This is a genomic window from Priestia sp. ST2 (assembly GCF_055810735.1).
In genome coordinates this window covers 857,029-878,485 of record NZ_JBVVNT010000001.1, presented here as the reverse complement: position 1 = coordinate 878,485, position 21,457 = coordinate 857,029, and the positions used below count along the sequence as shown (strand labels likewise).

Sequence of the window (21,457 nt, the reverse complement as noted above, 5' to 3'; positions counted from 1 at the left end):
ACCTTAGTTTCTTATGTTTTAATTAGCTATTAAGGGTTGTACACGCTAAATACTTCATTCCACCGATACAGCTCATAATAATTTCCCGGCAGGTCTAAGCCTGAAATAAGTATCTTATCATTTTTCGTATCTTTTACGCGTGTTAAAAGATTTGCTTGTTTTCGATTTGTACGAATCCACATCGTTTGATTCGCTGCTTTATGATAAACAGGCGCATAATCTCCTAAGCCTTTTTGTGGAAATGTGAACTGACTTTGCTTATTGGTCTTTACGTCCATGCTATACAAAAAAGGCAGTGGCCTCTTTTTTTCATCATTCGACCACCCTGCTTCGGGCACACGTGAAATGATAATGTTATCTTTTTCTGTCCAAGTAAAATCCCAATCTGCGAAGCCTTTTGGAGTAAACACATGTTCTTTAAAAACCGGCATCTCTTTTAAAGTGAACTTTTTATTTTCAGTGGCAAACCTTCCTTCCCCATTAATAAATGCCAGTACTTGTTCTTCATTACTCCACTTAAACCAATTAGGTACATTAAGCATATCTCCCACTACTTGAAAAGCTTTCCCTTCTTTTGTAATGATGCACAACTTATTTGCATCTGCAGACATCGAAGCCGTTGGAATAGCGATAAAACTAATCCATTGACCGTTAGGAGACCATTTGAAGCTGCTTGTTGTATACGCAAAAAACGAATCATTTTCTGCCGGGAGCGTCGTAAAAGCCTCCACTTTTTTTACATCTAACCCTGCATATTTGCTCACTGTATATAGCTTTACCGGCCCCCATCCCGTCGGCGCCAGCGCAGCAGCTGACGTAATTAAAAATCGATCTCCTTCTGGAAACCATGAAAACTGATCAACCCCTACGGCTACACGCTTCTTTTCATGCGTTTTAACGTTGTAATATACTAAGATTCCATTCGAAATATACGCAAGTTCCTCAGCAACCGGTGACCATTGATAATGAGTCACATCATGTTCAACAAGTAGCGGTTTTCCTTTTAACGGTGCAATCATTAAAGAATCATTTTCTGCATAAGCAACCATATCTCCATGTGATGACCATTGAGGCATAGAGGCATGACGGGCATAGGATAACTGCCTTTCGGTACCGTTATCATATACCCATAGGTTTCCTTGCCGTATAAAACTGACTTTCACTGTATTGGCAGCATTTATTTGCATAGGGAACAACATAAGAAAAAGCAGACATAACGCTATTTTTTTCACCATGTTCACTCCTGTCTTTTTTTATAGCGTTACACAAATCTCCACATCTCATCACATTTTTGAAAAAATAAAAAAGCGCAGCGAATAGCTGCGCTTTTTGTATATTATGATTTTGACTTAGATTTTGGTGATGGTTTTGTTTTAGCTTGTGCTGTATTATTACCCGCATCTTTTTCTTTTAATAAGCTCATACGTTTTTTCAAGTAGTAACCTTGTCCAATTCCGAATAAGTTACCAATTACCCAATATAATGCAAGAGCAGATGGAAGTGAAATTCCCGCTACTAAGATGAAGATTGGCATAATGTTCATCATCATTTTCATTGGAGGTTGAATTTCATCCGTCATACTTACACGAATTTGTAAGAATGTCGTAATCGCTGCAACTACCGGTAAAATGAAGTAAGGATCTGGCTTTCCTAAACTTACCCATAAGAATGAATGCTGTGCAATTTCATGCGTTCGTGCAATGGCATTATAAAATGCGATAATAATAGGCATTTGAATAAAGATTGGCAAACATCCGCCAACCGGATTAATTTTATGCGTTTGGTAAAGCTGCATCATTTCTTTTTGCTGCTTTTGCTGTGTTTCAGGATCTTTTTTACCAGCATATTTCTTTTGAATCTTTTCCATCTCTGGACGAAGTGCTTGCATAGCCATCGTGCTCTTTTGCTGTTTTAAAATAAGCGGTAATAGAACTAAACGAATAATAAACGTCGCAATAATAATAGACAGACCATAGCTTCCGCCTGCCCACTCAGCAATTTTCGTTAATGCCATAGATAAAGGGTAAACAAAATAATGATCCCAGAATCCGCCGCTTGTAGCCGTGACCGGTGTTTTTGTACTGCTACAGCCGGCTAGAGCTAAAAGAAGCGCTCCCATTAAACCAAGCAATAATAATTTTTTATTTCTTTTCATATTCTTTCCTCCTAATAATGACTAAATGTATGAAGTGTTTTTCAGAAGGAAAGGATCTTCTTCATCATTATTCTTCTCTTTAACTGGTGTTTTTCTATACACATGTATAAATACATTTCGTCTTTTCCATATTGTTAATACTGAAGGATCAATCCCTGCATTCACATGGTCGGTGACAGGTTCCGCATGAAAAGCCGTAAACCTAGCTTCACGAAGCATATAATAACAAAGGATGTATAAAACGAAAGCAGATAAATACGGCGCATATAGAAAAAGATCGTGATAAAATTCCATGTGCCAGCTCTCTTTCTGACTATAATAGTACAATCCAATATATGTAGTGTAGCATTTACGTTCCTGTTACACAACATCAACTTATCTCTTTGACTGTTCTACGTATTACTTTTTAAAAAGTTTCATATTTACGACACAAAATTTGCTCACCATAAAATATGATGAGCAAATCTAATACCATTATTTATTCTCATATGCTTACTGCTGCTTCTCAGTCTTCTTTTAGTTTCATGAACCACGTAACGCCGAATGCTACACCTACAGAAATAATCATACCGATTATATAGTGAATTAAATTGCTCATACCAAGCGGCGCAGCAATGGCCATCATTGGAATACCTGTAAGTCCGTAGGCATTGGCTACTACGTGCATAAGTACCACGTAGCCGCCCCCGGCTGCTCCGCCTATAGCCGCAGCAATAAACGGCTTGCGAAGTCTTAAGTTGACGCCGAAAATAATCGGTTCTGTAATTCCTAAGAAGGAAGAAATAGCCGCTGGAATCGCAATTTTTTTCGTTTTGGCATTTTTCGTCTTAAAGTAAACAGCCAGCCCTGCTCCTCCTTGCGCCACATTCGCGCAGGCCCAAATAGGAAGTAAGAAGTTAACGCCAATCTTCGGATTAGCAAGCAGTCCTGCTTCAATAGCATGAAAACTATGCTGCAAACCTGTTAATACAATAGTTGAGTACAAGCCACCAAACAAAATTCCTGCAAACACTCCGGCTACATCGTATAGAGACTGAAGGCTGATCGAAATTAAATCTCCAATATAGCGACCGAAAGGGCCAATAAACACAAGTGACACAAAGCCTGTGATAATAACCGTTAAAAAAGGCGTAACAAGTAAATCAACCGAATTCGGCACAATTTTCCGGAGTCCCTTTTCAATTTTGCTCATGACGTAGATAGCCAATAAAATCGGAACGACCGTACCTTGATAGCCAATCAGCGGAATACTTAAGCCAAACAAATCCATATATTCTGGCTTAGCATCTGCTAATGTCCACGGATTTAATAACATCGGATGCGTTAAGATCCCCCCGATAACCGCTCCTAGATAAGGATTTGAACCAAATTCTTTTGCAGCTGAAAACCCGATTAAAATCGGTAAAATGATAAATGCTGCGCCTGAGAACATATCCAATAACACAAATAACGCGCTATCTTCTGAGACCCAGTGGAACGCTTTCATCATCCCGAGCAGCCCCATTAGTAAACCACTGGCTACAATGGCTGGAATAATCGGAACAAAAATATTGGAAAGCATGCGGGCAAAACGGGCAAATGGGTTCATTTTCTTTTTCATTTCTTCTTGATGATCCGCTGGGGCAGCAGCCTCGTCAGCACCTAATTCTTTCACAAAAGCAGCGTGGATTTTATTAACGAGACCGGTTCCAAAAATGATTTGAAACTGTCCTGAATTTGAAAAAGCCCCTTTTACATCTTCTATTTCATCTAAACCTTTTTGATCGATTTTGCTTTCATCTCGAATAACGAGGCGCAAACGCGTAGCACAGTGCTGCGCACTAGCAATATTTTCTTTTCCTCCTAAAAGCGGAACAAGCTTTTTAGCAATTTCTTTTACGTCCATCTTACTTCCTCCTTGTTGTATGTCATAAAAAAAGCAAGACCTAAAATACGCTTATAAAAGACATACTTGTCCTTCATGCGCATTCTAGGTCTTGCCTGCTTTACCAGTCACAATCCCGATTATTCAATTAATACGCTTTCATTGTACTCAAAGCAACAATATTCGTCAATGTTTTTTTCTATATTCTTTGCTCTATTCGGCAAATGTGAAGCGTGATATATCCTAGCTCCGCTTCTGGAAAATTAATTTCGTACTCATCTTTGACAAATCGCTTGATCGTTTCAGCACACTGATACGATTTTTTATATTTGACTTTTAATACGTCAAGCATCTCTTCATCCATCTCATGAAAAGGTTCATTTTGCGCTAAACGGTTTAACGCAAAGCGCAAGTGAGTCAGCAGCCGCTGATAGGACATGCTGTTTTCATCAATCTCCATATTCAGCTCTTTTTTTATAATCGTAACCATTTCATTAATAATCGTTGTATTCATCATGAGCTGCTGCATGCCCGGTGAATTCAGTTTCGCCGTATGAATATGAAGCGCAATATATCCCGCTTCGTCAATCGGCATCGTGATATCTAGTCTCTTTTTGATATGCTGAAGAGCCCATACTCCTATTGCATACTCAGGCTGATAGAGAGATTTAATTTCATTAAGCAATTTATTTTGTATGGAAATTCCGCGGGCTATCCTTTCGACAGCAAAGGATAAATGATCGCTCAAAGCAATATGCACATGATGACTTAATGTAGCAGAAAGCTGCTGCTCAGCATAAGAAATGATTTCTTCCGCCACTTGAATATGCTCTTCAGGAAGGTTTTTTAATAGTTCTTGAAACTTCTCCTGCTCTTCTTTCATGACAAAGACTTTCTCCACTTTTGCAGCATTAATAAGATCATTTTTACCTTTTTGAAAAGCAATACCGGGACCCATCGCAATTTTTTCAACTCCGCCTTCTTTAAAGACAACGGCGTTGTTATTTAACACTTTTAAAATCTTCAAATGCGCTCTCCTTTCTTAAAGGAAAAGGCCTTGCTAATTACTTCATCGTTACTTTTGCACAAGCCGTTTCGCCTTTTTGAACCGTCCCTTGAGCCAAAATTTCGAAACTTTCACTTGCATCACTGTTTGTAATAACGATTGGTGTGATAATGCTTTTCGCTTTTTCTTGAATAAGCGCTAAATCAAATGTGATAAGAGGTGTTCCTACACTTACTTTGTCACCTTGTGCCACGTGAGCTTCGAATCCTTCGCCTTCCATTGCCACTGTTTCAAGGCCGATATGTATTAATACTTCCGTACCGGCTTCTGTTTTTAAGCCTACCGCGTGTTTTGTATGGAAAAGCTGAACGACTTCCCCAGCAACAGGTGAAACAACTTGTCCTTCTGAAGGTTCGATTGCAAAACCGTCTCCCATCATCTTCTGTGCGAACACTGGATCTGGCACTTCGCTGATTGGCAGGATATTACCTGAAAGCGGAGCTAGAACGGTTGTTTCTTTTGACTTTGTCTTATTACCAAATAATTTTTTAAACATCTCAATCACCCTTTTTTAGATTGTACTTGTAGCATACCCCAATGATTCTGCAGAAAAACTTCCCCTATCCCGATGTTACGTTAACATGGTCATTATTTAACCATGCTTTTTTTGTCTTGTAAATAAAAATGTATAAGCGTTTTTATAAGAAGTACGTTCTCTACGCTGCATTTTATGTAACCCTTTGCATATTTTCCGAAGGAGGGGTATTGAATTTTAAACCTAAAAAAAAGCCCTTTTAAAGGGCTTTTGACATTAGAACGTTGATGCAACTTCTTTTGCTCTTTCAGATGCTTTTGCTAGAATATTGTCTGCTTCTGCTGGTGTGTAAGCCATGCCTTCTGCAACAACCAGTTGGAAATCTTGAACCCCAATGAAGCCCATCACTGTACGTAAATAGCTTTGAGTAAATTCTAGCTCTGCCACAGGGCCTTCTGAATACACGCCTCCACGAGCTTCTAGTAATACTACTTTTTTATCTGAAGCTAATCCTACTGGACCATTTTCAGTATATTTAAACGTTTTTCCTGCAATTAAAATGTTATCAATATATGCTTTCATTAGTGGAGGGAAGCTTAAGTTCCACATTGGAGCTGAGAAAATAACTTTGTCAGCTTGTAAAAACTGCTCTACTAATTCACCCATACGCGTTACTTTTTCTAATTCAACAGCTGATAATTCTTCACCAGCTCCAGCTTTTCCCCATGCCGCTAAAACATCTCCATCAATGAATGGAACTGTTTCTTTATACAAATCAAGCGTTGTCACTGTATCAGTCGGGTTTGCTGTTTTATACTCATCTAAGAAAACCTGTGCTAAACGAGTTGAAAATGATGCTTCATCAACCTGCGGATTTACTTTTACATATAATACATTTGCCATAAATGTCATCTCCTAAAAAGTGTCTATTATCATTAATTCAAGATATTACTAAACAAATTATCTTTAATTCGAGATTTATTATATAACGCCATTTTTTATGCGTCAACCTTTTCGCACAAAAAAAACTCCACAAGCGGAGTTTTATACACATTGAAATTCTCGAATTTGATTTACATCTACCCCAGCATACACCCAGAAAGATCCTGTCCAGCGATATCCTGCAACTGAGCGTCTGCCTACAAAGGTTGGATAAAACCAGTAAGGTCGACCATTTCTCGGCCATATATAGGTGTATCGGTATAAGCACCCTGAAATAGCGCCTGGATCAACAGCATAAAGTGATGGACCTCCTGAACCTAGCTTTGGTGCAGGTGTAAAAGCTGGCGGCGGACTTGAAGGCGGCTGCGCTCCTCCCTGCGGCGGAAACCCTTGGCCCCCTCCTCCAGGTGGCTGTGGTGGAAATCCTTGACCTCCTCCTCCAGGTGGCTGTGGTGGAAACCCTTGGCCTCCTCCTCCAGGTGGCTGTGGTGGAAACCCTTGGCCTCCTCCTCCAGGTGGAAACGATGGAAACCCTTGACCTCCTCCAGGTGGAAACAAATTTTGAAAACGTGGATCGTATTGATATGGATACATACGCACTCCCCCTTTATAATGCTTGCTACGTTACAATATGCATCATAATGAAGATAGGTGAATGTCTACTTTTACCTTCTATAAACTAATTGAACGATGTTAAACTTGGTAAACTTAAAGGGGAGTCTTATCAGAGGAAATAATAAATCCAACACGGAAACTACTTGCGTGTTGGATCTGCTTGCGGAAAATATTTTTCAATAAAATTATACAGCCAAAATACGGTAATCAAAATAGGAGCTATCAGAAAAGGATGTTGAATCCACATTTTTACCAGTACCTTTTCAAATGACGGAATCGATTTTAACACTTGAAATAACGAGCTTCCGCCAAAAATAACGCTCGTTCCTATCAATAAAAAAGATAGCCAGTTAAATTGATCCATCCACATGCTCATAGAGATATAAAAACTAACACCGGTTCCTATCCCCCCCATTATTCCACTTAAAATACTTTTCACCGAAAAAGGAATCCCTACAAACCATCCGGCTCCTAGTCCTGCACACCCTGCTAAAATGCTAGAAAAAAGCAGCGGCTGCTCAAGCCAGAGACATGCATTCACTCCAACCACTAAGGTGACATGTATTCCTACGTGAAGGGAAATTCTTTTGCCAACAGGCTCTGAAACATAATGATAGTAGCGCCCGCTATAAAAAATTGTCCACCATAATAATAAAAATGCTGTCACACTTGCCCCTATAATCATAAACACACCTCTCTACGTTATGATTCTATTAATCTCTATCTATTATTTTCCTAATATCCTATGTGTCTGATTCGGTAATCTATCCATATACCTTCCATACGTTCGTTCATCAGCAAGAAAGTCGAATATAACTATATTCTTGTCTCAACTGTTTACTTGTGGGAGTGCTAAGAAGTTGAATGTCTGCATGTAGAAAAAGATAGTGTAGAACACTTTCTCTTATCTTTACTATTATTCATATGTATAGCTTGCTAGATTTAGTCCTCGCAGTTTAGAATTTTTCAGTCGTTCATATGAAACTATTTGCCCTTTCTTTCGTTATATATATACACGTTTCTTTATCTTTTCACGTGCAAAAAAAGATAAATTCCTATAATATGTTTTCATATTAACCTTTAAGGAGATAAAGAAGATGAATTGAATAAATCCCTACAAATAGAGTTTTTAGAAAAAAGAAATTGTTATCATTTCTCCTATTTATGTTATAGAATAATTCATGTATAATAAAAGGCTGTATGGTAACGCAGCTTGCGACATATCTTTTCTTACTTTTAGCAAGTCTATATTCAAAGCAAAAACTGCAAAGTGGGGTTAGTGCGACTCTTCATTAATCGACTTTGCATTAAAAACCAGCATTTTTCTTTTATCATAAAGAAAGAATGAGATTTAATAGTGACAGGTGAATAATATGGGTGAAAATCAAAGAAATGTTAGTAGATTTGACTGGAACTTGGCTTTCCTAATCTTCCTATTGTTTTGCGTAAGCGTTGTGGCAATCCATAGTGCTGAAAAAATTGGGCAGTATGATAAGAACTTCGTAGCGCAACAAGTTGTTTTTTATATAATCGGAATGGTGATTATAGGGTTTGTCATGCGTTTTGACTCCGATCAGCTTCAAAAGCTAACGTGGGTTTTTTATGGATTTGGGAACTTTTTATTGCTTCTTTTACTAGTGGCTCCGTCAAGCATTGCCAGAGAAATTAACGGGGCAAAAAGTTGGTTCACACTTCCCGGCTTTTCGTTACAGCCATCAGAGTTTATGAAAGTGTTTTTGATTATCACACTGAGTACGGTCATTGTGAAACACAATGAAAAATATCGTATTCGGACAGTAAGAGAAGACTTTTTACTGCTTGGTAAACTGGGTGCTGTACTTGCTTTACCTTTATTATTAATCATGCAGCAGCCTGACTTAGGTACCGCCCTTGTGTTCTTAGCAATCACGGTTGGACTTGTATTTGTTTCAGGCGTAAGCTGGAAAATCATCGCGCCTGCATTTTTAGGTATTACAGCGGTTGGTTCTGTCATTTTGGGACTTGTTGTTTATGCACCTAACCTATTAGAAAAGTATCTAGGGGTTAAGCAATACCAATTTGGACGTATCTATTCTTGGCTTGATCCTGAGTCATATAGTTCGGGAGAGGGCTATCATTTAAAGAAATCGTTAGATGCAATTGGATCAGGAATGGTAAACGGTAAAGGAATCGGAAATGGAGTTGTCTATTTGCCAGAGGGACAGACCGACTTTATTTTTGCAGTTATTGGAGAAGAGTTTGGCTTTATCGGCGCCAGCATTGTTATTAGTCTTTTCTTCGTACTCGTTTATTACTTGATCAAGCTAGGCCTTGAAACAAAAAATGAATTCAATTCTTACTTATGTGTAGGCGTTATTTCAATGCTTACGTTCCACGTATTTCAAAATATCGGTATGACCATTCAAGTCTTGCCTATTACCGGAATTCCACTTCCTTTTATTTCATATGGAGGTAGTTCACTGATGGGGAACATGTTTGCAATGGGTCTGATGTTTGGAATCTCATGGCATCACAAACGCTATATGTTTGGAAATGATTAAAGAGAGACGATGGTCTCTCTTTTTTCTTTTATCTCCCTATTAAGCATGCTACAATAAAGAAAACGCTTCCAAATCCTGTTTTAAAAGGAGTAGATATGCATGCTTGATTACCAATATCGGCGCAAAGCCTATGCTATTTTGTTAAAACAGACATCCGTACCTCCATCTACAACTTCTTTTTCCACCTGGCTCATACAGCTACTAAAACGAAACAAATAAAAGGTGTGCTACTGCACACCTTTTATTTGTTCGACAGCGACGTTATGCCAATTTGCCTTACGATTTTTTTACTATCTTCATTTAGTCCTTTTACAATAACCTTTTTATTCAATCGCTCGTACTTATCGATAATTTTTGAGATGCCGATCACGGCCGATTGATCCCATATATGAGAAGAACTAAAATCAATAATGATGGTATCCGGGTCTGTTTCATACTGAAATTCATCCATGAAGAAGCTGATCGTGGCAAAAAATAATTGCCCTGAAACCCTGTATTGCTTCATATTGCCTTCTGTTTGTGAAGTTGTTTTGATTTTAGCCATCTTCCAGCCAAATACAATGGTGCTTAAAACAATACCTACCATTACTCCTAATGCTAAGTTATGTGTAAACAATACGATAACCACCGTAACAACCATTACAATAGCATCCGATAGCGGATATTTCGTTAAGTCTTTAAGGGACTGCCAATCAAATGTACCAGCAGCTACCATAAACATAACGCCTACAAGAGCAGCCATTGGAATTTGTTTAACAACATCGCCAAGCACCATAATTAAGAACAATAAAAAGACTCCGGCGACTAAGGTAGATAACCTTCCACGTCCCCCTGATTTTACATTAATCATAGATTGTCCAATCATGGCACAGCCAGCCATTCCTCCGAAGAAACCTGTTACAATATTAGCGATGCCTTGACCGCGCGCTTCCTTATTTTTATTCGAAGGCGTATCTGTAATTTCGTCCAGTACCGTTGCCGTTAGCATAGATTCAAGTAGGCCTACAATCGCTAAAGGAAGCGAATAAGGTAAAATGATAAGCAGTGTCTCCACTGATAAATCAACCTTTGGAAAGTGAAGAACCGGCAGCGAACGCGTAATATTCCCCATATCTCCTACCGTTTTTAAATCTAAATGAAAGACAATCGCTACAATCGTCATCAAGACAATGGCAACAAGCGGAGATGGTATTGCTTTGGTCATGAGCGGAAACAAATAGACGATGAGCAGCGTTCCGGCTACCATTGCGTACATCATCCAATTTGCTCCTTGAAAATGCGGAAGCTGTGCTGTGAAAATTAAAATACCTAGCGCATTTACAAATCCAATCATAACTGTTTGAGGAAGAAATGATAAAAACCTTCCTACTTTCAAAACACCAAGTAAAATTTGAATAATTCCGGTTAAAACAGTAGCTGCAAATAAATACTCAATGCCGTGATCTTTGACTAAATTAATCATTAATAAAGACATTGCTCCTGTTGCAGCTGAAATCATAGCTGGTCTTCCGCCTGTAAAAGCAATCACAATTGCCATACAAAAAGATGCATACAGGCCAACCATGGGATCGACACCGGCGATAATGGAAAAAGCAAGGGCCTCTGGAATAAGCGCAAGAGCAACTGTCATCCCAGACAAAATATCTGCTCGAACGTTTGAAAACCACTGCTGTTTAATACTTGCCATCATGATGGTTTATCACCTCTTATGAATTTTTTATACGATTTTCGACTTCCACGAAAATCAAAGCCGTTTTTAACGTATCAAATCGTACCATACAATTTCCCGTTTGGAAACAATTAATTTTCACAAATAAAAAGACGAGAAGCCTGATTGCTTCTCGTCTTTTTATTTGTTACGCCGCAGCTTTTCGCTGCCATTCAGCAAATAAACGACTTTATGTTCATTCATTAATTGCTGCTTCAAGCGCAACAACAATCATATCGTTAAACGTCGTTTGACGCTCTTCTGACGTCGTTTCTTCACCAGTGAAAATGTGATCACTTACTGTTAAAACCGATAAAGCATTACGGCCGTATTTAGCAGCTAGCGTATACAAAGCCGTTGTTTCCATTTCAACTGCCAATACGCCGTGAGCTGCCAATTTTTCTAGCTGGCCGTCTTCATTGTAAAATTGATCAGATGTAAATACACTTCCTACTTTTAACTGAAGGCCTTTTTCAACACCTGCATCGTAAGCGCGCTTTAATAAATCAAAGTTAGCTGTCGGTGCATAGTCGATAGGACCAAATTTAACGCGGTTCATTTGTGAATCACTTGACGAAGACATGGCTAAAATAACGTCCCGTACTTTTACATCTTTTTGAATTGCTCCGCATGTACCAACCCGAATTAGGTTTTGAACACCATATTCATTCATTAGTTCATTTACATAAATAGCAATTGATGGTACACCCATTCCTGTTCCTTGAACAGAAACGCGCTTTCCTTTATATGTTCCTGTGAATCCAAGCATACCGCGCACTTCGTTATAGCAAGTTACATCTTCTAAAAACGTTTCTGCAATGTATTTTGCACGAAGTGGATCACCTGGAAGTAAAATCGTTTCTGCAATATCACCTTGTTTTGCCCCAATATGTACGCTCATTTCGTACCTCCTATATGTAAAAAATCTTACGCTTTCACTATACCATATTGTATCCCTTGCTTGTCTATTTACTTCTAACATTATGCGTCAAAAATAAAAAGACATACGGCCCAAAAAATGGCGTAGTATGTCTTTTTATATAAGGGTACGCTAATAGCGCAAGGGATTTACTAACGTTAGCTGAGGTGATATGTATGGGAAAAAAACATCGCAATCGAATTAATTCGCCTAAAAAGAATAATCATATTCCAAAAGAAGCAATTATAGCAGAACATGAAGCCCATGGAGATGAATATTCAGCAACAAACCGAAAAAATGGCCCTGGCCATCATACTCGTGATTACTAAGGGTCAACATATAAATAAAAAGCGGCCAGATAGGTCGCTTTCACCTTATGTTTAGCGTACGTGCAGGCGGTTCACTTTTTGCCAGCCGTCTGTCCATAGCTTGTAGTAATACTTTCCTCGAGTACCTTCATCAATTAACAAAATATCGCCTGTGCTGATAAACCTCGCATCACAATCTTTTGGCAAATTATCAGCAATATTAAACATCTGAAATACTTGTGTTGCTGCGTCTTGATGATCGAATGCTGTAATCGTTAGACGATGGACAGGCTTATATCCGCGCTTTTCGCCTTTTTCTTCTGTTTGCATAATGGTTACATCATATTCTGTGCTAATATTAAATTGTTTTTTTATTGTGGTCCACACACTCAACATTCTTCCCTCCACCCAAAAGCAAGTATTTACTCTTTTACGTCATGTATTCTTATATAATTAGTGATAAAATCCGAAAATCCTTTATCGAATCAAAACGTTTTTTGTCGAAATTACTAGTTTTTTCTTATTAAACATGTACATAAAATATTTGTTTCCCATTTTATCATTAGTTGTTTTTGAATGGATGAATCAATAGGCCTACTTAAACAAAATGAAATATTAACGAAAAAAATGTAACCATTGCTCCTATTTTTGGTTATATAGGCGCTTAGAAAGGAGGTAGACCCCTAAGGACCAAGCAAGTCCTAAACAATATCCTGCTAGTATATCCGTTAAAAAGTGTACGCCTAAATACAAACGGCTAAATCCAATTAATAAAATAACAATAGCAATTACGCATGCAGCTGCCGTTTTGATAGCCCTGCTTCTTGTATACATCCATATTAACAAAAGTACTCCGCTGTAAAACGCCATTGAGTTCATGGCATGTCCGCTCGGAAAACTATAGTGAGAGGCGGGAACGACTTGACTCCAATCAGGTCTTGGTCTTGCAAAAATCTCCTTCAATCCCCAATTTAAAGCGCGAACTCCCCAAAAAACGAGCGTGATATATAAAACGAGCAACCCTTTTCGTTTATAAAGAAGAAATACTATAATTGCAAACCATATTGGCGCAGTAACATACCAAGATCCTACGGTTGTTATAAATATGATGATGGGTGTTAACGTGTCCGTCCTCCATCCTTCAATGGTATGAAGCACATTAAAGTCAAGCTGTTTCACCCAAGGTGTATTAAATGTAAATAAAATCAGTAAAAAGAAAGCTAAAAGCGATACAATAAATAGAGAATATTTTTTAGTGCGGTTTACCATTTTTTATTTCCTCCAACCTATTAAAAGAAAAAGCATGTAGTGTTCTACATGCTTTACTTATTCACACGTTTTGGCTGAATATAGTCTTCTGGCTTAGGAGCTTGATGAACGACAAATTCAGCCGAAAACTCCTCTTTTGCATTTATTTTTTTCGTTTGCTTTGATTGCGGCATATACCTCTCTCCTTTCTTTTTACTGTCTTTAATATACGAAAAATAAAGGAGAGCTATTCACGTTAGCTATAGCGTGAAATAATACTGGTTAATATATTTTTTAACTGAGGAATTTCTTTTTCAGAAACATGAACATGAACGAGCGACTCATCTGCATCCAGCATTTCAGATAGAAAGCCGCCAAACCCTCTGGCACGTCGATCTACTTCTATAAATAAATCGTAGTCATGTAAGCCGCTCGGCTGTACGATGATTTCAATTTCATCTACTTTCCCAGCGTACACTCCACCACTTGGAACAAATTCAAATTCTTGAACAAAAGGAAGTCTTTTTCTCATCCGGCGAGGGGCTTCTTCGCACTCGACTTGGCGCAAGCGAAAGCCAAGCTGTTCCATAGCTTCAATTGTGCTTGTTACCATAAGGTTAGGAAGCACTTTTACATGATCAATATCTGACGGATCAACGGCGTCTTTAATATCAAGACTCGTCGCCACCCAAACCCGGGTTCTCCCTAATGTAACAGGCGTATCATCAGGCAGCTGAAAGGTAAAAGGAATAGACTTCGTTTCAGATGGTTGAATCGTGAACGGGTCGTTAATCTTAAACGTATTAAGCTCAATATCCTGCTTGTATTTTTTATCGTCTCTTTCTTTTACATAAGTTGTGAATAGACGCAGATAGATGCTGTCAATTTTCTGCTCAACATTGCCTCCGTACACTTCAACAATTCCTTCAATCTTTTCACCAGCACGAAATTCATCATTGACAAGCTTAGCGTCCACTCGCGCTGCACCAATTCCAATGCGGGCTAACGCTTTATTAAATAGCGCCATACTTTCCCCTCCCTGAGTTCTTACTATTTATATAGTCATAAATATCTTTTTGTAAACTTTTAATGCTTTCATACGATTCATCTGCTCTCAGCATTTTTTGAATGATTGTCTTAATAGGCGCCGACAAATGTAACTCTTGTTCCCAGCTTCTTTCTTGTTTTTCCGTCGACTCATAACCAGAGTATAATAAAAATAAAAGAAAATGACCAAGTGCATAGATATCGCTTGCAGCAGATGTTTGTCTCATAAACTGCTGTTCTTCTATAAGGGTGCTTGTTTCTTCATGGTCTCCTAAAAATCTAGCAAGACCAAAGTCAATAACATAGATGGTTCCGTTAACATCAATAATATTTGGAATACGAAGATCACGGTGAACGATTCCTTGCTCATGAATAGCAGAAACTACGTCTAGAATATTAAGTAAAATGTTAAGCGCTTGTTCTTCCGTATACACGCACTTCTCTTCAAAAATTAAATCTTCAAACGTTTTCCCTTGAATCAACTCCATCACTAAGAAACAGCCTTCAGCTGTTTCAATAGCTTCATACAGTGAAGGAATTTGAGGGTGATTTAATTGAGACAGCAATTTTGCTTCATAATGATAAGACTTCAGCCCCTGGGACGTGCACTGCTTCGTTTTACGGAGCTGCTTTACGACTACCTTTTTTTGTTGCACAATGTCGTTAGCAACATATGTTATACCATAGCTTCCCATTCCCAGTACATCTATGATTTCATAGCGCCCGCAAATGACTTTTCCTTTTTTAAAAGGACGGTCAACTAGCCAGCGATGAAGATATTTGAACATTCGATTTTTCATCATAAATCAACTTGAGAAAAAGCTTGAGAAGAAACTTCCGCTTTTACGCTTACGCTTATAGTGGTGGTGTCCATATTTTGAATGACTGTGGCTGTCATAATATTTGCTTCGCTTATAATCGCTACTGCTGCTATGGTGACGAGGACGTCTGTAATGATGATCACTGCTGCTGTAGTGACGAGGACGTCGATAGTGTCGATCGCTGCTGCTGTAGCGTCGATGTTTAGATCCAGTTAATGATTCAAAAATTTTTCTGAACATAAAGAAAACCTCTTTTCTTAACATTTGTTACCCTTTATACGTACGAAATGTTATAAAGGTTTCAAAAAATCCCTTACCCTTTTTTTATATAGTTAAACGTTTCAAAGGAGGCTTAACATGACTTCTACTAACACAAATCCCCTCATTAGATTGGAGGATGTTCTTCGCCTGCAGCAGATGATGCAGCTCAAACCTCCTGCTACCCTCCCGCTGTCTTTTATCGGAGAAGACGTAAAATTGATTAAAGAGATTCGAAAAAAAGTAAAAAAAGCTAATCAAAACAATGTTACACGTACCCAAGCTTATTTAGACTATTATCAAAAACATCCCGAAATTCACTGGGCTTTTTTAGCACACTTGGTTTCACGGAACGGCGGCTATTACATGACAGATCTCTCCACTACCTTAATAAAATCCCTGCTTTCTCCAGAAAAACAGCACGCGTACTTCTTGTTTTTAGAACATTCCAATTCCGCCATTTTTCATGATGCTTACGCTCAGCTGTTACTCTATGAAAAAAGCAAAGAACAAAACAGCAATCTGTTTCATTTACTCTCCGCTTTTCACATATCTTCTTTTATGAAAACTGTTTGGAATGACTTTTGGCAACATAGAAACAAAACACTCTTATCAATAGCTCTGATTGTGAACGAACAGTATCATATCGAAAAAAATGTTTTCTTTAAAAAAGAGTTTCAGCGGGATGTTCTTCACTCTTGGCAGTTTCACACTCAAAACTTTCTCGGTATGACTCAAATCGTCTTTCCCTATTATTCAGGTAATAACATTGATTTAAGTGGCACAAAAGTGTATCATTTCGAGTCTGTCTTAAAACGGATTGAAGTGGGAAAAACTTTATACGTTCTTCTTTTTTATTCAAACTTGCATGATTCTATCTATACATTTAGCCTTAAACACCCCCACACAGGGTCTCGAAGCGATTATAATTCAGATATATTTACAAAAAATCGAACTCATTCCAAAAAGCTGTATAGCCCGACGTTAAATATGAGCTGGGGAGACCGCGTACACCTTTTTTTAAGAAAAGATGAGTGGTTTGAAGAAGAAAGCATATTTTCTCTCCTTGAGTCTATTCCCGCTTCTTCCGTTAAAAAAATTCCTCTTCAGCATCATATAAAAGTGCAATCTGCTATTAAAGCTGCTAACCCTTTTTCATAGCTGCTGTCTCATAAACAAAACGACGAGTTTCCCCGTCGTTACAGATGTATCTATCTTTTTATTCTTCATCTTGCTCATCAATAATGCATTTATCAATGAGATAATCAAAAGTTATATCCGCTAATTCGCCTAGCTCTTCTTCAGCGGGAACATAGCCTCGCTTGACTAGTTCATTGTAAAAGAACTCCGCAATTTCTTCCGTATCAATGACCACTTCGATTTCTTTCACAATATCACTCCTTATCCCGTTTGAACGGATTAGCGTACCTTATTTTTCTTAAAAATAGGTTCACTCCATCTTCTGCTTGAAGTTTTACCTTATACACATTTATGAACAATTCGGCAATAGTATGTCTAAAATTTCAGCAGTTTAAATAGAAAGGTAATTATACCCATTCTTTTTTCATTACCATCGCCGTATACACAATAAAAGATAGCTAAGAGAGATGTAATGATCTATCTCGGCTATCTTTTATTTATTAGGCATCTACCTGCTATTTTCCTTGTTCGGATTTTGCTATCTTTTTTAAATGTTTCAGCACTAAGTTCATGACTTCAGCGTATTCTTCATCTTCAAAAAGCTCATACAAAAATTTATAATCATTGTACACATCTAAAAGACCGTTTATAATCTCATGCTTTTCTTTAGTTAACCTCACTTCTTCTTTTTCAGAACCGTTTTGTTTTTTCATCTTTGGTAGCAACTCCGTCTTTTTAATTTCTTTACCTAAATACAACATATCAACACTTTGAGCGTAATTTTCTGTTTCCTCATGAGGAGTTACGAGAATGAGTTCTTCTTCACTAGCCTCAAGCCATTCTCCATCTGTTACACGTGACAATTCATAGACAATATCTTCCCATGAATCCTCTTTATAACGCCATATTTCTGTTCGAATACCAATGATTTTAAATAACTCTTTTCCATAATTAAAAACCTGGACGATATCGCCGAAGAAAAATTTATATTCAAGCTCTACTCTTTCCTGTACTAATATTTGACCTTCATATTCTTCTAGAAGCTCAATTGTATCTTCTAAAAAAAGACCTTCACTATGGTTGATTTCGTATACAAAAATCCCATCCATCACTTTTATATCGGTAATAGTGCCAACGGTCCCGTATATTGTTACAACGACTGTTTCACCAATTCCGTATTTAGGTTTTTTCTTCCCTGCCATCGTCGCACCTCCTTAGTAAACATACACCTACTGAAAAGTTACAATATTATATGCAGTAACTAAAAAAGGGGAAGTATAACATCTTTAGAACCAAGCCTTTATTATCTATTGCCCTCTATCATTTTTACCCCTGCTTATTGCATGAACTAAAGAAAATAAAAAAGCAGGCTGATGGATATCCATCAGCCTGCTTTTTTATTCCTCACGCATTATTTTGATAAAGCTCCCATGCTTCATCAAATACGGTCATACTTGATAAATAATGTCCGTTGAGCTCTAAATAAGAACTCAGTTCGTCATAATCTGTTGAAGATTTCGGGAAGCTGTGATCATCATAAGCACTTCGCGCAAACTCTCCCATTCGATCATGTTTTTTATTTGATCGGAATTTCATTATATAGTGATAAAAGGATTTCATCGTACTCCCCCTCCAGCGGTATGTGTATCTTTTCTATCATTTTTTCAAGAAATCTACAACTTTCTTCTGTGATATGTAGATGTCGAACACTGCAATATAAGTGGTTTACTGGACAAAAAATATTAAATTCATGTTACAGTTGCAAAACAAATTTCACTATTAGCGTAACGAATAAATATTGTTATATCAATATTTTTCTTTTTTCAAAAAGACATTTGTAACAAAAACACATCGTTTTTATAACAAAAGCATTGATTCGACAGGTTTCTCAAACCTTTATGTAATTGCAAAAAAGAAGAATTCATGTTTTAATTCCGTAGTGAAAGGTTATTCTAACAATAATCGCCATTTAAATAAATCTTGTTGGTGGGAGGTTTACATCAGCATATGTTGAGGAAAAATAATACTATGAATACTCGAAATGCTTACTTTGATAATGCTAAATTTGTATTAATTTTTTTGGTTGTATTTGGACACATGATTTCTCCGTACCGAACAGATAGCAGCGGAATGCTGTCCATTTATCACTTTATCTTTATTTTCCATATGCCTGTCTTTATTTTACTAGCAGGTTATTTCTCAAAAAATTTTCATAAAAAAGGCTATTACAAAAAAATATTTACAAAGGTGGCTCTTCCTTACTTAGCTTTCCAAACTATCTATACCCTATATTATAGTGTGCTTTACACAGATGAAACGTACACGCTTCAATATTTGGTTCCTAGATGGGCAATGTGGTTTCTACTGAGCTTAATTTTTTGGAAATTAATGCTTCCTTTCTTTGCGAAATTCCCGATGTGGATTAGCTTAACTGTCTCTATTTCGCTTGGACTTGCAATGGGCTTCATTGATATTGACGGATTTGATAAAATTCTAAGCATTAGCCGAATGTTTGTCTTCTTCCCGTTTTTCCTTTTAGGCTACTATTTGTCACAGCGACAAGAGCCTTTTACAAATCTTTTGACAGCGCGAAATCGAATCATTGCATCCATCGTATTACTAGTGACATTAATCGGAAGCTATTCTTTCTTAGACGACACGGCTTACACAGATATGCTGTATGGAACGAACACGTACGACAATGTGGCCGAATTTTTAATGCGCGTTTCTCACTATGGAATTGCTTTTCTTGTATCTTTTGCCTTTATGGCTTTAATTCCAACGCGCGGTTTTGCTTTAACAAGCATTGGACAGCGATCCCTATACGTGTATTTATTGCACGGCTTCATTTTAAAATGGTTCTTTACAACTGACTTCTCAAAAAGTCTAGAGCCAACGTCATGGGGGATTATCGTCTTAATTGCCCTGTCCATTTTAGTAACGATGCTTCTCGGCAGCCGTATTGTCGATTGGTTCATCACAGGTACTAAGCTCATCGTTCAGTTTGTTACACCTAAAAAAGCCATTCAGAAATTTTCACTAGCATTCAAACGTACGTTTTCATAAAAGTCATACTCCTAAAGGAGTATGACTTTTTTCATTTTCTTCGAAGAAACCAAGTAAATAATTTCATTTTGCTGAATTTTATGTTAACGTTTTAATATCTGAAGGAAGGGAGTTTTTCAAGATGGAATTAGCATATTATGCTGGAGAGTTTAGAGATATTAATGAGGCTGTTATTCCAATTGATGAACGCGGTCACCAATTTGGAGACGGTGTTTATGAATTTATTCGCGTATACAAAGGAGTTCCGTTTTCAATTGAACGTCACTTAGACCGCTTAGAAAGAAGTGCAAAGGCAATCTTTATCGAGCTGCCGGTTTCAAGACAAGAGCTAAAAGACATCATTCATCAAGCAATGGAAAAATCAACGTTAAAAGACGCTGATATTTATATTCAAGTTACGCGCGGGATTGCTCCTCGAAATCATTTATTCCCCGATGTAGCTGCACAATTAGCACTCACAATACGTCACCCTCGCCAAACACCTGAAGAAGCCTATGAAAAAGGCATTTCCACGCTTCTTTTGGAAGACGAACGATGGGCTAATTGCTATATCAAATCATTGAACCTACTTCCTAACCTTCTGGCCAAACAAGCTGCGGCTTCTAAAGGATGTAAAGAAGCTATTTTAGTAAAAGACGGATACATAACCGAAGGGTCGAGCAGCAATGTATTTGCGATAAAAGACAACGTCTTGTTCACGACTCCTGCCACAAGAAAAATTCTATCTGGTATTACGCGCGCTAACGTGCTGGAATGTGCGCAGGAACAAGCCATTCAAATCCGCGAACAAAATATGACTCCTTCCTTTTTAAAAGACGCTGATGAAGTTTTTATTACGAGCACGTCTGTTGGCCTCTTGCCCGTTTCGAAAATAGACGAAGTCGAACTTCCAACTTTCCGTCCTGTTACAGTGGCTTTAAAACACGCCTACAGCCTGCGCACTGCTGGAACAAAGGCTTATCAATAAGCAAAGCCGCCCCTTACAAAATAAGGGGCGGCTTTTTAGAATTTAAAGTAGTTGCGCTTTAATAATCTTGGCACTTTTAATAGCTCATCATACCGAATGGATTCATCAAGTTTTTTTGTATCGACAAGAAGCAGCTGTGTTTCCACTTCTTCTATGATCTCTTCTTCTTGATATGACATCCCGCAACCTGAACAGCTGATACATGGCATATGAGTAATTTCAATACTTCTCGTTCCATCTGGCAATTCCCAGTATGCGGTATTGGTTGTTTCTACCGCTTTTTCTTCTTCGCACCATGCGCATTGAACAGTCATATTA

General features: G+C 37.9%; 24 protein-coding genes. 5 read left to right on the top strand and 19 right to left on the bottom strand.

Features of this window, described 5'->3' with window-relative positions; translation table 11 throughout:
• Positions 1–29 precede the first annotated feature (29 nt).
• The 8 genes from AC0KUU_RS04440 to AC0KUU_RS04405 all read right to left on the bottom strand — a co-directional run bounded on the left by AC0KUU_RS04440 (position 30) and on the right by AC0KUU_RS04405 (position 7,802).
• Positions 30–1,235 carry a TolB family protein gene (locus AC0KUU_RS04440; RefSeq protein ID WP_043976642.1) on the bottom strand — a complete coding sequence of 402 codons (1,206 nt, stop codon included), beginning with the start codon at positions 1,233–1,235 and terminating at the stop codon, positions 30–32.
• A gap of 101 nt (positions 1,236–1,336) precedes the next feature.
• Positions 1,337–2,155, bottom strand: a complete 819-nt coding sequence (gene yidC / locus AC0KUU_RS04435; RefSeq protein ID WP_043976640.1) for a membrane protein insertase YidC — start codon at positions 2,153–2,155, stop codon at positions 1,337–1,339.
• 505 nt (positions 2,156–2,660) lie between these two features.
• Positions 2,661–4,040, bottom strand: coding sequence for a sucrose-specific PTS transporter subunit IIBC (locus AC0KUU_RS04430; protein ID WP_116514644.1), 1,380 nt, complete (start codon positions 4,038–4,040; stop codon positions 2,661–2,663).
• 178 nt (positions 4,041–4,218) lie between these two features.
• Positions 4,219–5,046 (bottom strand): PRD domain-containing protein, encoded by an 828-nt coding sequence (locus AC0KUU_RS04425; RefSeq protein WP_043976636.1) that lies wholly within the window; start codon positions 5,044–5,046, stop codon positions 4,219–4,221.
• 37 nt (positions 5,047–5,083) lie between these two features.
• A complete protein-coding gene (locus tag AC0KUU_RS04420; RefSeq protein WP_013084668.1) occupies positions 5,084–5,581 on the bottom strand; it encodes a PTS sugar transporter subunit IIA in 498 nt (165 codons plus the stop codon).
• A 255-nt stretch (positions 5,582–5,836) separates the two neighbouring features.
• Positions 5,837–6,463 carry an FMN-dependent NADH-azoreductase gene (locus tag AC0KUU_RS04415; RefSeq protein ID WP_473451580.1) on the bottom strand — a complete coding sequence of 209 codons (627 nt, stop codon included), beginning with the start codon at positions 6,461–6,463 and terminating at the stop codon, positions 5,837–5,839.
• A gap of 141 nt (positions 6,464–6,604) precedes the next feature.
• Positions 6,605–7,096 (bottom strand): transporter, encoded by a 492-nt coding sequence (locus AC0KUU_RS04410; protein ID WP_162214876.1) that lies wholly within the window; start codon positions 7,094–7,096, stop codon positions 6,605–6,607.
• A 160-nt stretch (positions 7,097–7,256) separates the two neighbouring features.
• A complete protein-coding gene (locus tag AC0KUU_RS04405) occupies positions 7,257–7,802 on the bottom strand; it encodes a hypothetical protein (RefSeq protein ID WP_230184519.1) in 546 nt (181 codons plus the stop codon).
• 688 nt (positions 7,803–8,490) lie between these two features.
• On the opposite strand from AC0KUU_RS04405, the gene AC0KUU_RS04400 reads away from it, so the two are divergent.
• Positions 8,491–9,657, top strand: a complete 1,167-nt coding sequence (locus AC0KUU_RS04400; protein WP_014458560.1) for an FtsW/RodA/SpoVE family cell cycle protein — start codon at positions 8,491–8,493, stop codon at positions 9,655–9,657.
• A gap of 241 nt (positions 9,658–9,898) precedes the next feature.
• On the opposite strand, the gene AC0KUU_RS04395 is transcribed toward AC0KUU_RS04400, so the two are convergent.
• Both AC0KUU_RS04395 and deoD read right to left on the bottom strand, forming a co-directional pair.
• On the bottom strand, positions 9,899–11,347 hold the full coding sequence (locus AC0KUU_RS04395; RefSeq protein ID WP_028410908.1) for a SulP family inorganic anion transporter: 1,449 nt from the start codon (positions 11,345–11,347) through the stop codon (positions 9,899–9,901).
• A gap of 214 nt (positions 11,348–11,561) precedes the next feature.
• Positions 11,562–12,266 carry a purine-nucleoside phosphorylase gene (gene deoD, locus AC0KUU_RS04390; RefSeq protein WP_013058711.1) on the bottom strand — a complete coding sequence of 235 codons (705 nt, stop codon included), beginning with the start codon at positions 12,264–12,266 and terminating at the stop codon, positions 11,562–11,564.
• Between the two features lie 194 nt (positions 12,267–12,460).
• Here deoD and AC0KUU_RS04385 point away from each other — a divergent pair, with 194 nt between their 5' ends.
• Positions 12,461–12,613, top strand: a complete 153-nt coding sequence (locus tag AC0KUU_RS04385; RefSeq protein WP_013058712.1) for a hypothetical protein — start codon at positions 12,461–12,463, stop codon at positions 12,611–12,613.
• Between the two features lie 51 nt (positions 12,614–12,664).
• Here AC0KUU_RS04385 and AC0KUU_RS04380 read toward each other — a convergent pair whose 3' ends face one another.
• The 5 genes from AC0KUU_RS04380 to AC0KUU_RS04360 all read right to left on the bottom strand — a co-directional run bounded on the left by AC0KUU_RS04380 (position 12,665) and on the right by AC0KUU_RS04360 (position 15,948).
• Positions 12,665–12,988 (bottom strand): hypothetical protein, encoded by a 324-nt coding sequence (locus AC0KUU_RS04380; RefSeq protein WP_013058713.1) that lies wholly within the window; start codon positions 12,986–12,988, stop codon positions 12,665–12,667.
• Between the two features lie 246 nt (positions 12,989–13,234).
• Entirely contained in the window at positions 13,235–13,861 is a 627-nt protein-coding gene (locus AC0KUU_RS04375; protein ID WP_322552378.1) for a phosphatase PAP2 family protein, read from the bottom strand.
• 235 nt (positions 13,862–14,096) lie between these two features.
• Entirely contained in the window at positions 14,097–14,867 is a 771-nt protein-coding gene (locus AC0KUU_RS04370; protein ID WP_043976625.1) for a sporulation protein, read from the bottom strand.
• Positions 14,854–15,690, bottom strand: coding sequence for a serine/threonine protein kinase (locus tag AC0KUU_RS04365; protein WP_165575862.1), 837 nt, complete (start codon positions 15,688–15,690; stop codon positions 14,854–14,856). Before AC0KUU_RS04365 ends, AC0KUU_RS04370 begins: the two co-directional genes overlap by 14 nt.
• A 3-nt stretch (positions 15,691–15,693) precedes the next feature.
• Positions 15,694–15,948, bottom strand: a complete 255-nt coding sequence (locus AC0KUU_RS04360; protein ID WP_114324454.1) for a hypothetical protein — start codon at positions 15,946–15,948, stop codon at positions 15,694–15,696.
• Between the two features lie 117 nt (positions 15,949–16,065).
• Between AC0KUU_RS04360 and AC0KUU_RS04355 the strand changes: the two genes are divergently transcribed.
• Complete coding sequence (locus AC0KUU_RS04355) at positions 16,066–17,127, top strand: DUF2515 family protein (RefSeq protein WP_043976621.1); 1,062 nt, start codon at positions 16,066–16,068, stop codon at positions 17,125–17,127.
• Between the two features lie 58 nt (positions 17,128–17,185).
• On the opposite strand, the gene AC0KUU_RS04350 is transcribed toward AC0KUU_RS04355, so the two are convergent.
• The 3 genes from AC0KUU_RS04350 to AC0KUU_RS04340 all read right to left on the bottom strand — a co-directional run bounded on the left by AC0KUU_RS04350 (position 17,186) and on the right by AC0KUU_RS04340 (position 18,726).
• Positions 17,186–17,356, bottom strand: coding sequence for a YozD family protein (locus AC0KUU_RS04350; RefSeq protein WP_013058720.1), 171 nt, complete (start codon positions 17,354–17,356; stop codon positions 17,186–17,188).
• A 265-nt stretch (positions 17,357–17,621) separates the two neighbouring features.
• Entirely contained in the window at positions 17,622–18,308 is a 687-nt protein-coding gene (locus tag AC0KUU_RS04345; protein WP_013058721.1) for a hypothetical protein, read from the bottom strand.
• Between the two features lie 202 nt (positions 18,309–18,510).
• Complete coding sequence (locus AC0KUU_RS04340; protein WP_013058722.1) at positions 18,511–18,726, bottom strand: YozE family protein; 216 nt, start codon at positions 18,724–18,726, stop codon at positions 18,511–18,513.
• A 408-nt stretch (positions 18,727–19,134) separates the two neighbouring features.
• Between AC0KUU_RS04340 and AC0KUU_RS04335 the strand changes: the two genes are divergently transcribed.
• The gene (locus tag AC0KUU_RS04335; RefSeq protein WP_013058723.1) at positions 19,135–20,172 is read left to right on the top strand and encodes an acyltransferase family protein; all 1,038 of its coding nucleotides are present in this window, start codon (positions 19,135–19,137) and stop codon (positions 20,170–20,172) included.
• 121 nt (positions 20,173–20,293) lie between these two features.
• Positions 20,294–21,139, top strand: coding sequence for a D-amino-acid transaminase (gene dat / locus AC0KUU_RS04330; RefSeq protein WP_165575861.1), 846 nt, complete (start codon positions 20,294–20,296; stop codon positions 21,137–21,139).
• Positions 21,140–21,174: 35 nt separating this feature from the next.
• On the opposite strand, the gene AC0KUU_RS04325 is transcribed toward dat, so the two are convergent.
• Positions 21,175–21,453 carry a YokU family protein gene (locus tag AC0KUU_RS04325; protein WP_013058725.1) on the bottom strand — a complete coding sequence of 93 codons (279 nt, stop codon included), beginning with the start codon at positions 21,451–21,453 and terminating at the stop codon, positions 21,175–21,177.
• Between the last annotated feature and the right edge of the window lie 4 nt (positions 21,454–21,457).

What these genes read in the sequence shown, in the direction of transcription:
- AC0KUU_RS04440 (WP_043976642.1), bottom strand. Translation starts at nt 1,235, where the DNA reads ATGGTGAAAAAAATAGCGTTATGTCTGCTTTTTCTTATGTTGTTCCCT.
- yidC (WP_043976640.1), bottom strand. Translation starts at nt 2,155, where the DNA reads ATGAAAAGAAATAAAAAATTATTATTGCTTGGTTTAATGGGAGCGCTT.
- AC0KUU_RS04430 (WP_116514644.1), bottom strand. Translation starts at nt 4,040, where the DNA reads ATGGACGTAAAAGAAATTGCTAAAAAGCTTGTTCCGCTTTTAGGAGGA.
- AC0KUU_RS04420 (WP_013084668.1), bottom strand. Translation starts at nt 5,581, where the DNA reads ATGTTTAAAAAATTATTTGGTAATAAGACAAAGTCAAAAGAAACAACC.
- AC0KUU_RS04415 (WP_473451580.1), bottom strand. Translation starts at nt 6,463, where the DNA reads ATGGCAAATGTATTATATGTAAAAGTAAATCCGCAGGTTGATGAAGCA.
- AC0KUU_RS04410 (WP_162214876.1), bottom strand. Translation starts at nt 7,096, where the DNA reads ATGTATCCATATCAATACGATCCACGTTTTCAAAATTTGTTTCCACCT.
- AC0KUU_RS04405 (WP_230184519.1), bottom strand. Translation starts at nt 7,802, where the DNA reads ATGATTATAGGGGCAAGTGTGACAGCATTTTTATTATTATGGTGGACA.
- AC0KUU_RS04400 (WP_014458560.1), top strand. Translation starts at nt 8,491, where the DNA reads ATGGGTGAAAATCAAAGAAATGTTAGTAGATTTGACTGGAACTTGGCT.
- AC0KUU_RS04395 (WP_028410908.1), bottom strand. Translation starts at nt 11,347, where the DNA reads ATGATGGCAAGTATTAAACAGCAGTGGTTTTCAAACGTTCGAGCAGAT.
- deoD (WP_013058711.1), bottom strand. Translation starts at nt 12,266, where the DNA reads ATGAGCGTACATATTGGGGCAAAACAAGGTGATATTGCAGAAACGATT.
- AC0KUU_RS04385 (WP_013058712.1), top strand. Translation starts at nt 12,461, where the DNA reads ATGGGAAAAAAACATCGCAATCGAATTAATTCGCCTAAAAAGAATAAT.
- AC0KUU_RS04380 (WP_013058713.1), bottom strand. Translation starts at nt 12,988, where the DNA reads ATGTTGAGTGTGTGGACCACAATAAAAAAACAATTTAATATTAGCACA.
- AC0KUU_RS04375 (WP_322552378.1), bottom strand. Translation starts at nt 13,861, where the DNA reads ATGGTAAACCGCACTAAAAAATATTCTCTATTTATTGTATCGCTTTTA.
- AC0KUU_RS04370 (WP_043976625.1), bottom strand. Translation starts at nt 14,867, where the DNA reads ATGGCGCTATTTAATAAAGCGTTAGCCCGCATTGGAATTGGTGCAGCG.
- AC0KUU_RS04365 (WP_165575862.1), bottom strand. Translation starts at nt 15,690, where the DNA reads ATGATGAAAAATCGAATGTTCAAATATCTTCATCGCTGGCTAGTTGAC.
- AC0KUU_RS04360 (WP_114324454.1), bottom strand. Translation starts at nt 15,948, where the DNA reads ATGTTCAGAAAAATTTTTGAATCATTAACTGGATCTAAACATCGACGC.
- AC0KUU_RS04355 (WP_043976621.1), top strand. Translation starts at nt 16,066, where the DNA reads ATGACTTCTACTAACACAAATCCCCTCATTAGATTGGAGGATGTTCTT.
- AC0KUU_RS04345 (WP_013058721.1), bottom strand. Translation starts at nt 18,308, where the DNA reads ATGGCAGGGAAGAAAAAACCTAAATACGGAATTGGTGAAACAGTCGTT.
- AC0KUU_RS04340 (WP_013058722.1), bottom strand. Translation starts at nt 18,726, where the DNA reads ATGAAATCCTTTTATCACTATATAATGAAATTCCGATCAAATAAAAAA.
- AC0KUU_RS04335 (WP_013058723.1), top strand. Translation starts at nt 19,135, where the DNA reads ATGAATACTCGAAATGCTTACTTTGATAATGCTAAATTTGTATTAATT.
- dat (WP_165575861.1), top strand. Translation starts at nt 20,294, where the DNA reads ATGGAATTAGCATATTATGCTGGAGAGTTTAGAGATATTAATGAGGCT.
- AC0KUU_RS04325 (WP_013058725.1), bottom strand. Translation starts at nt 21,453, where the DNA reads ATGACTGTTCAATGCGCATGGTGCGAAGAAGAAAAAGCGGTAGAAACA.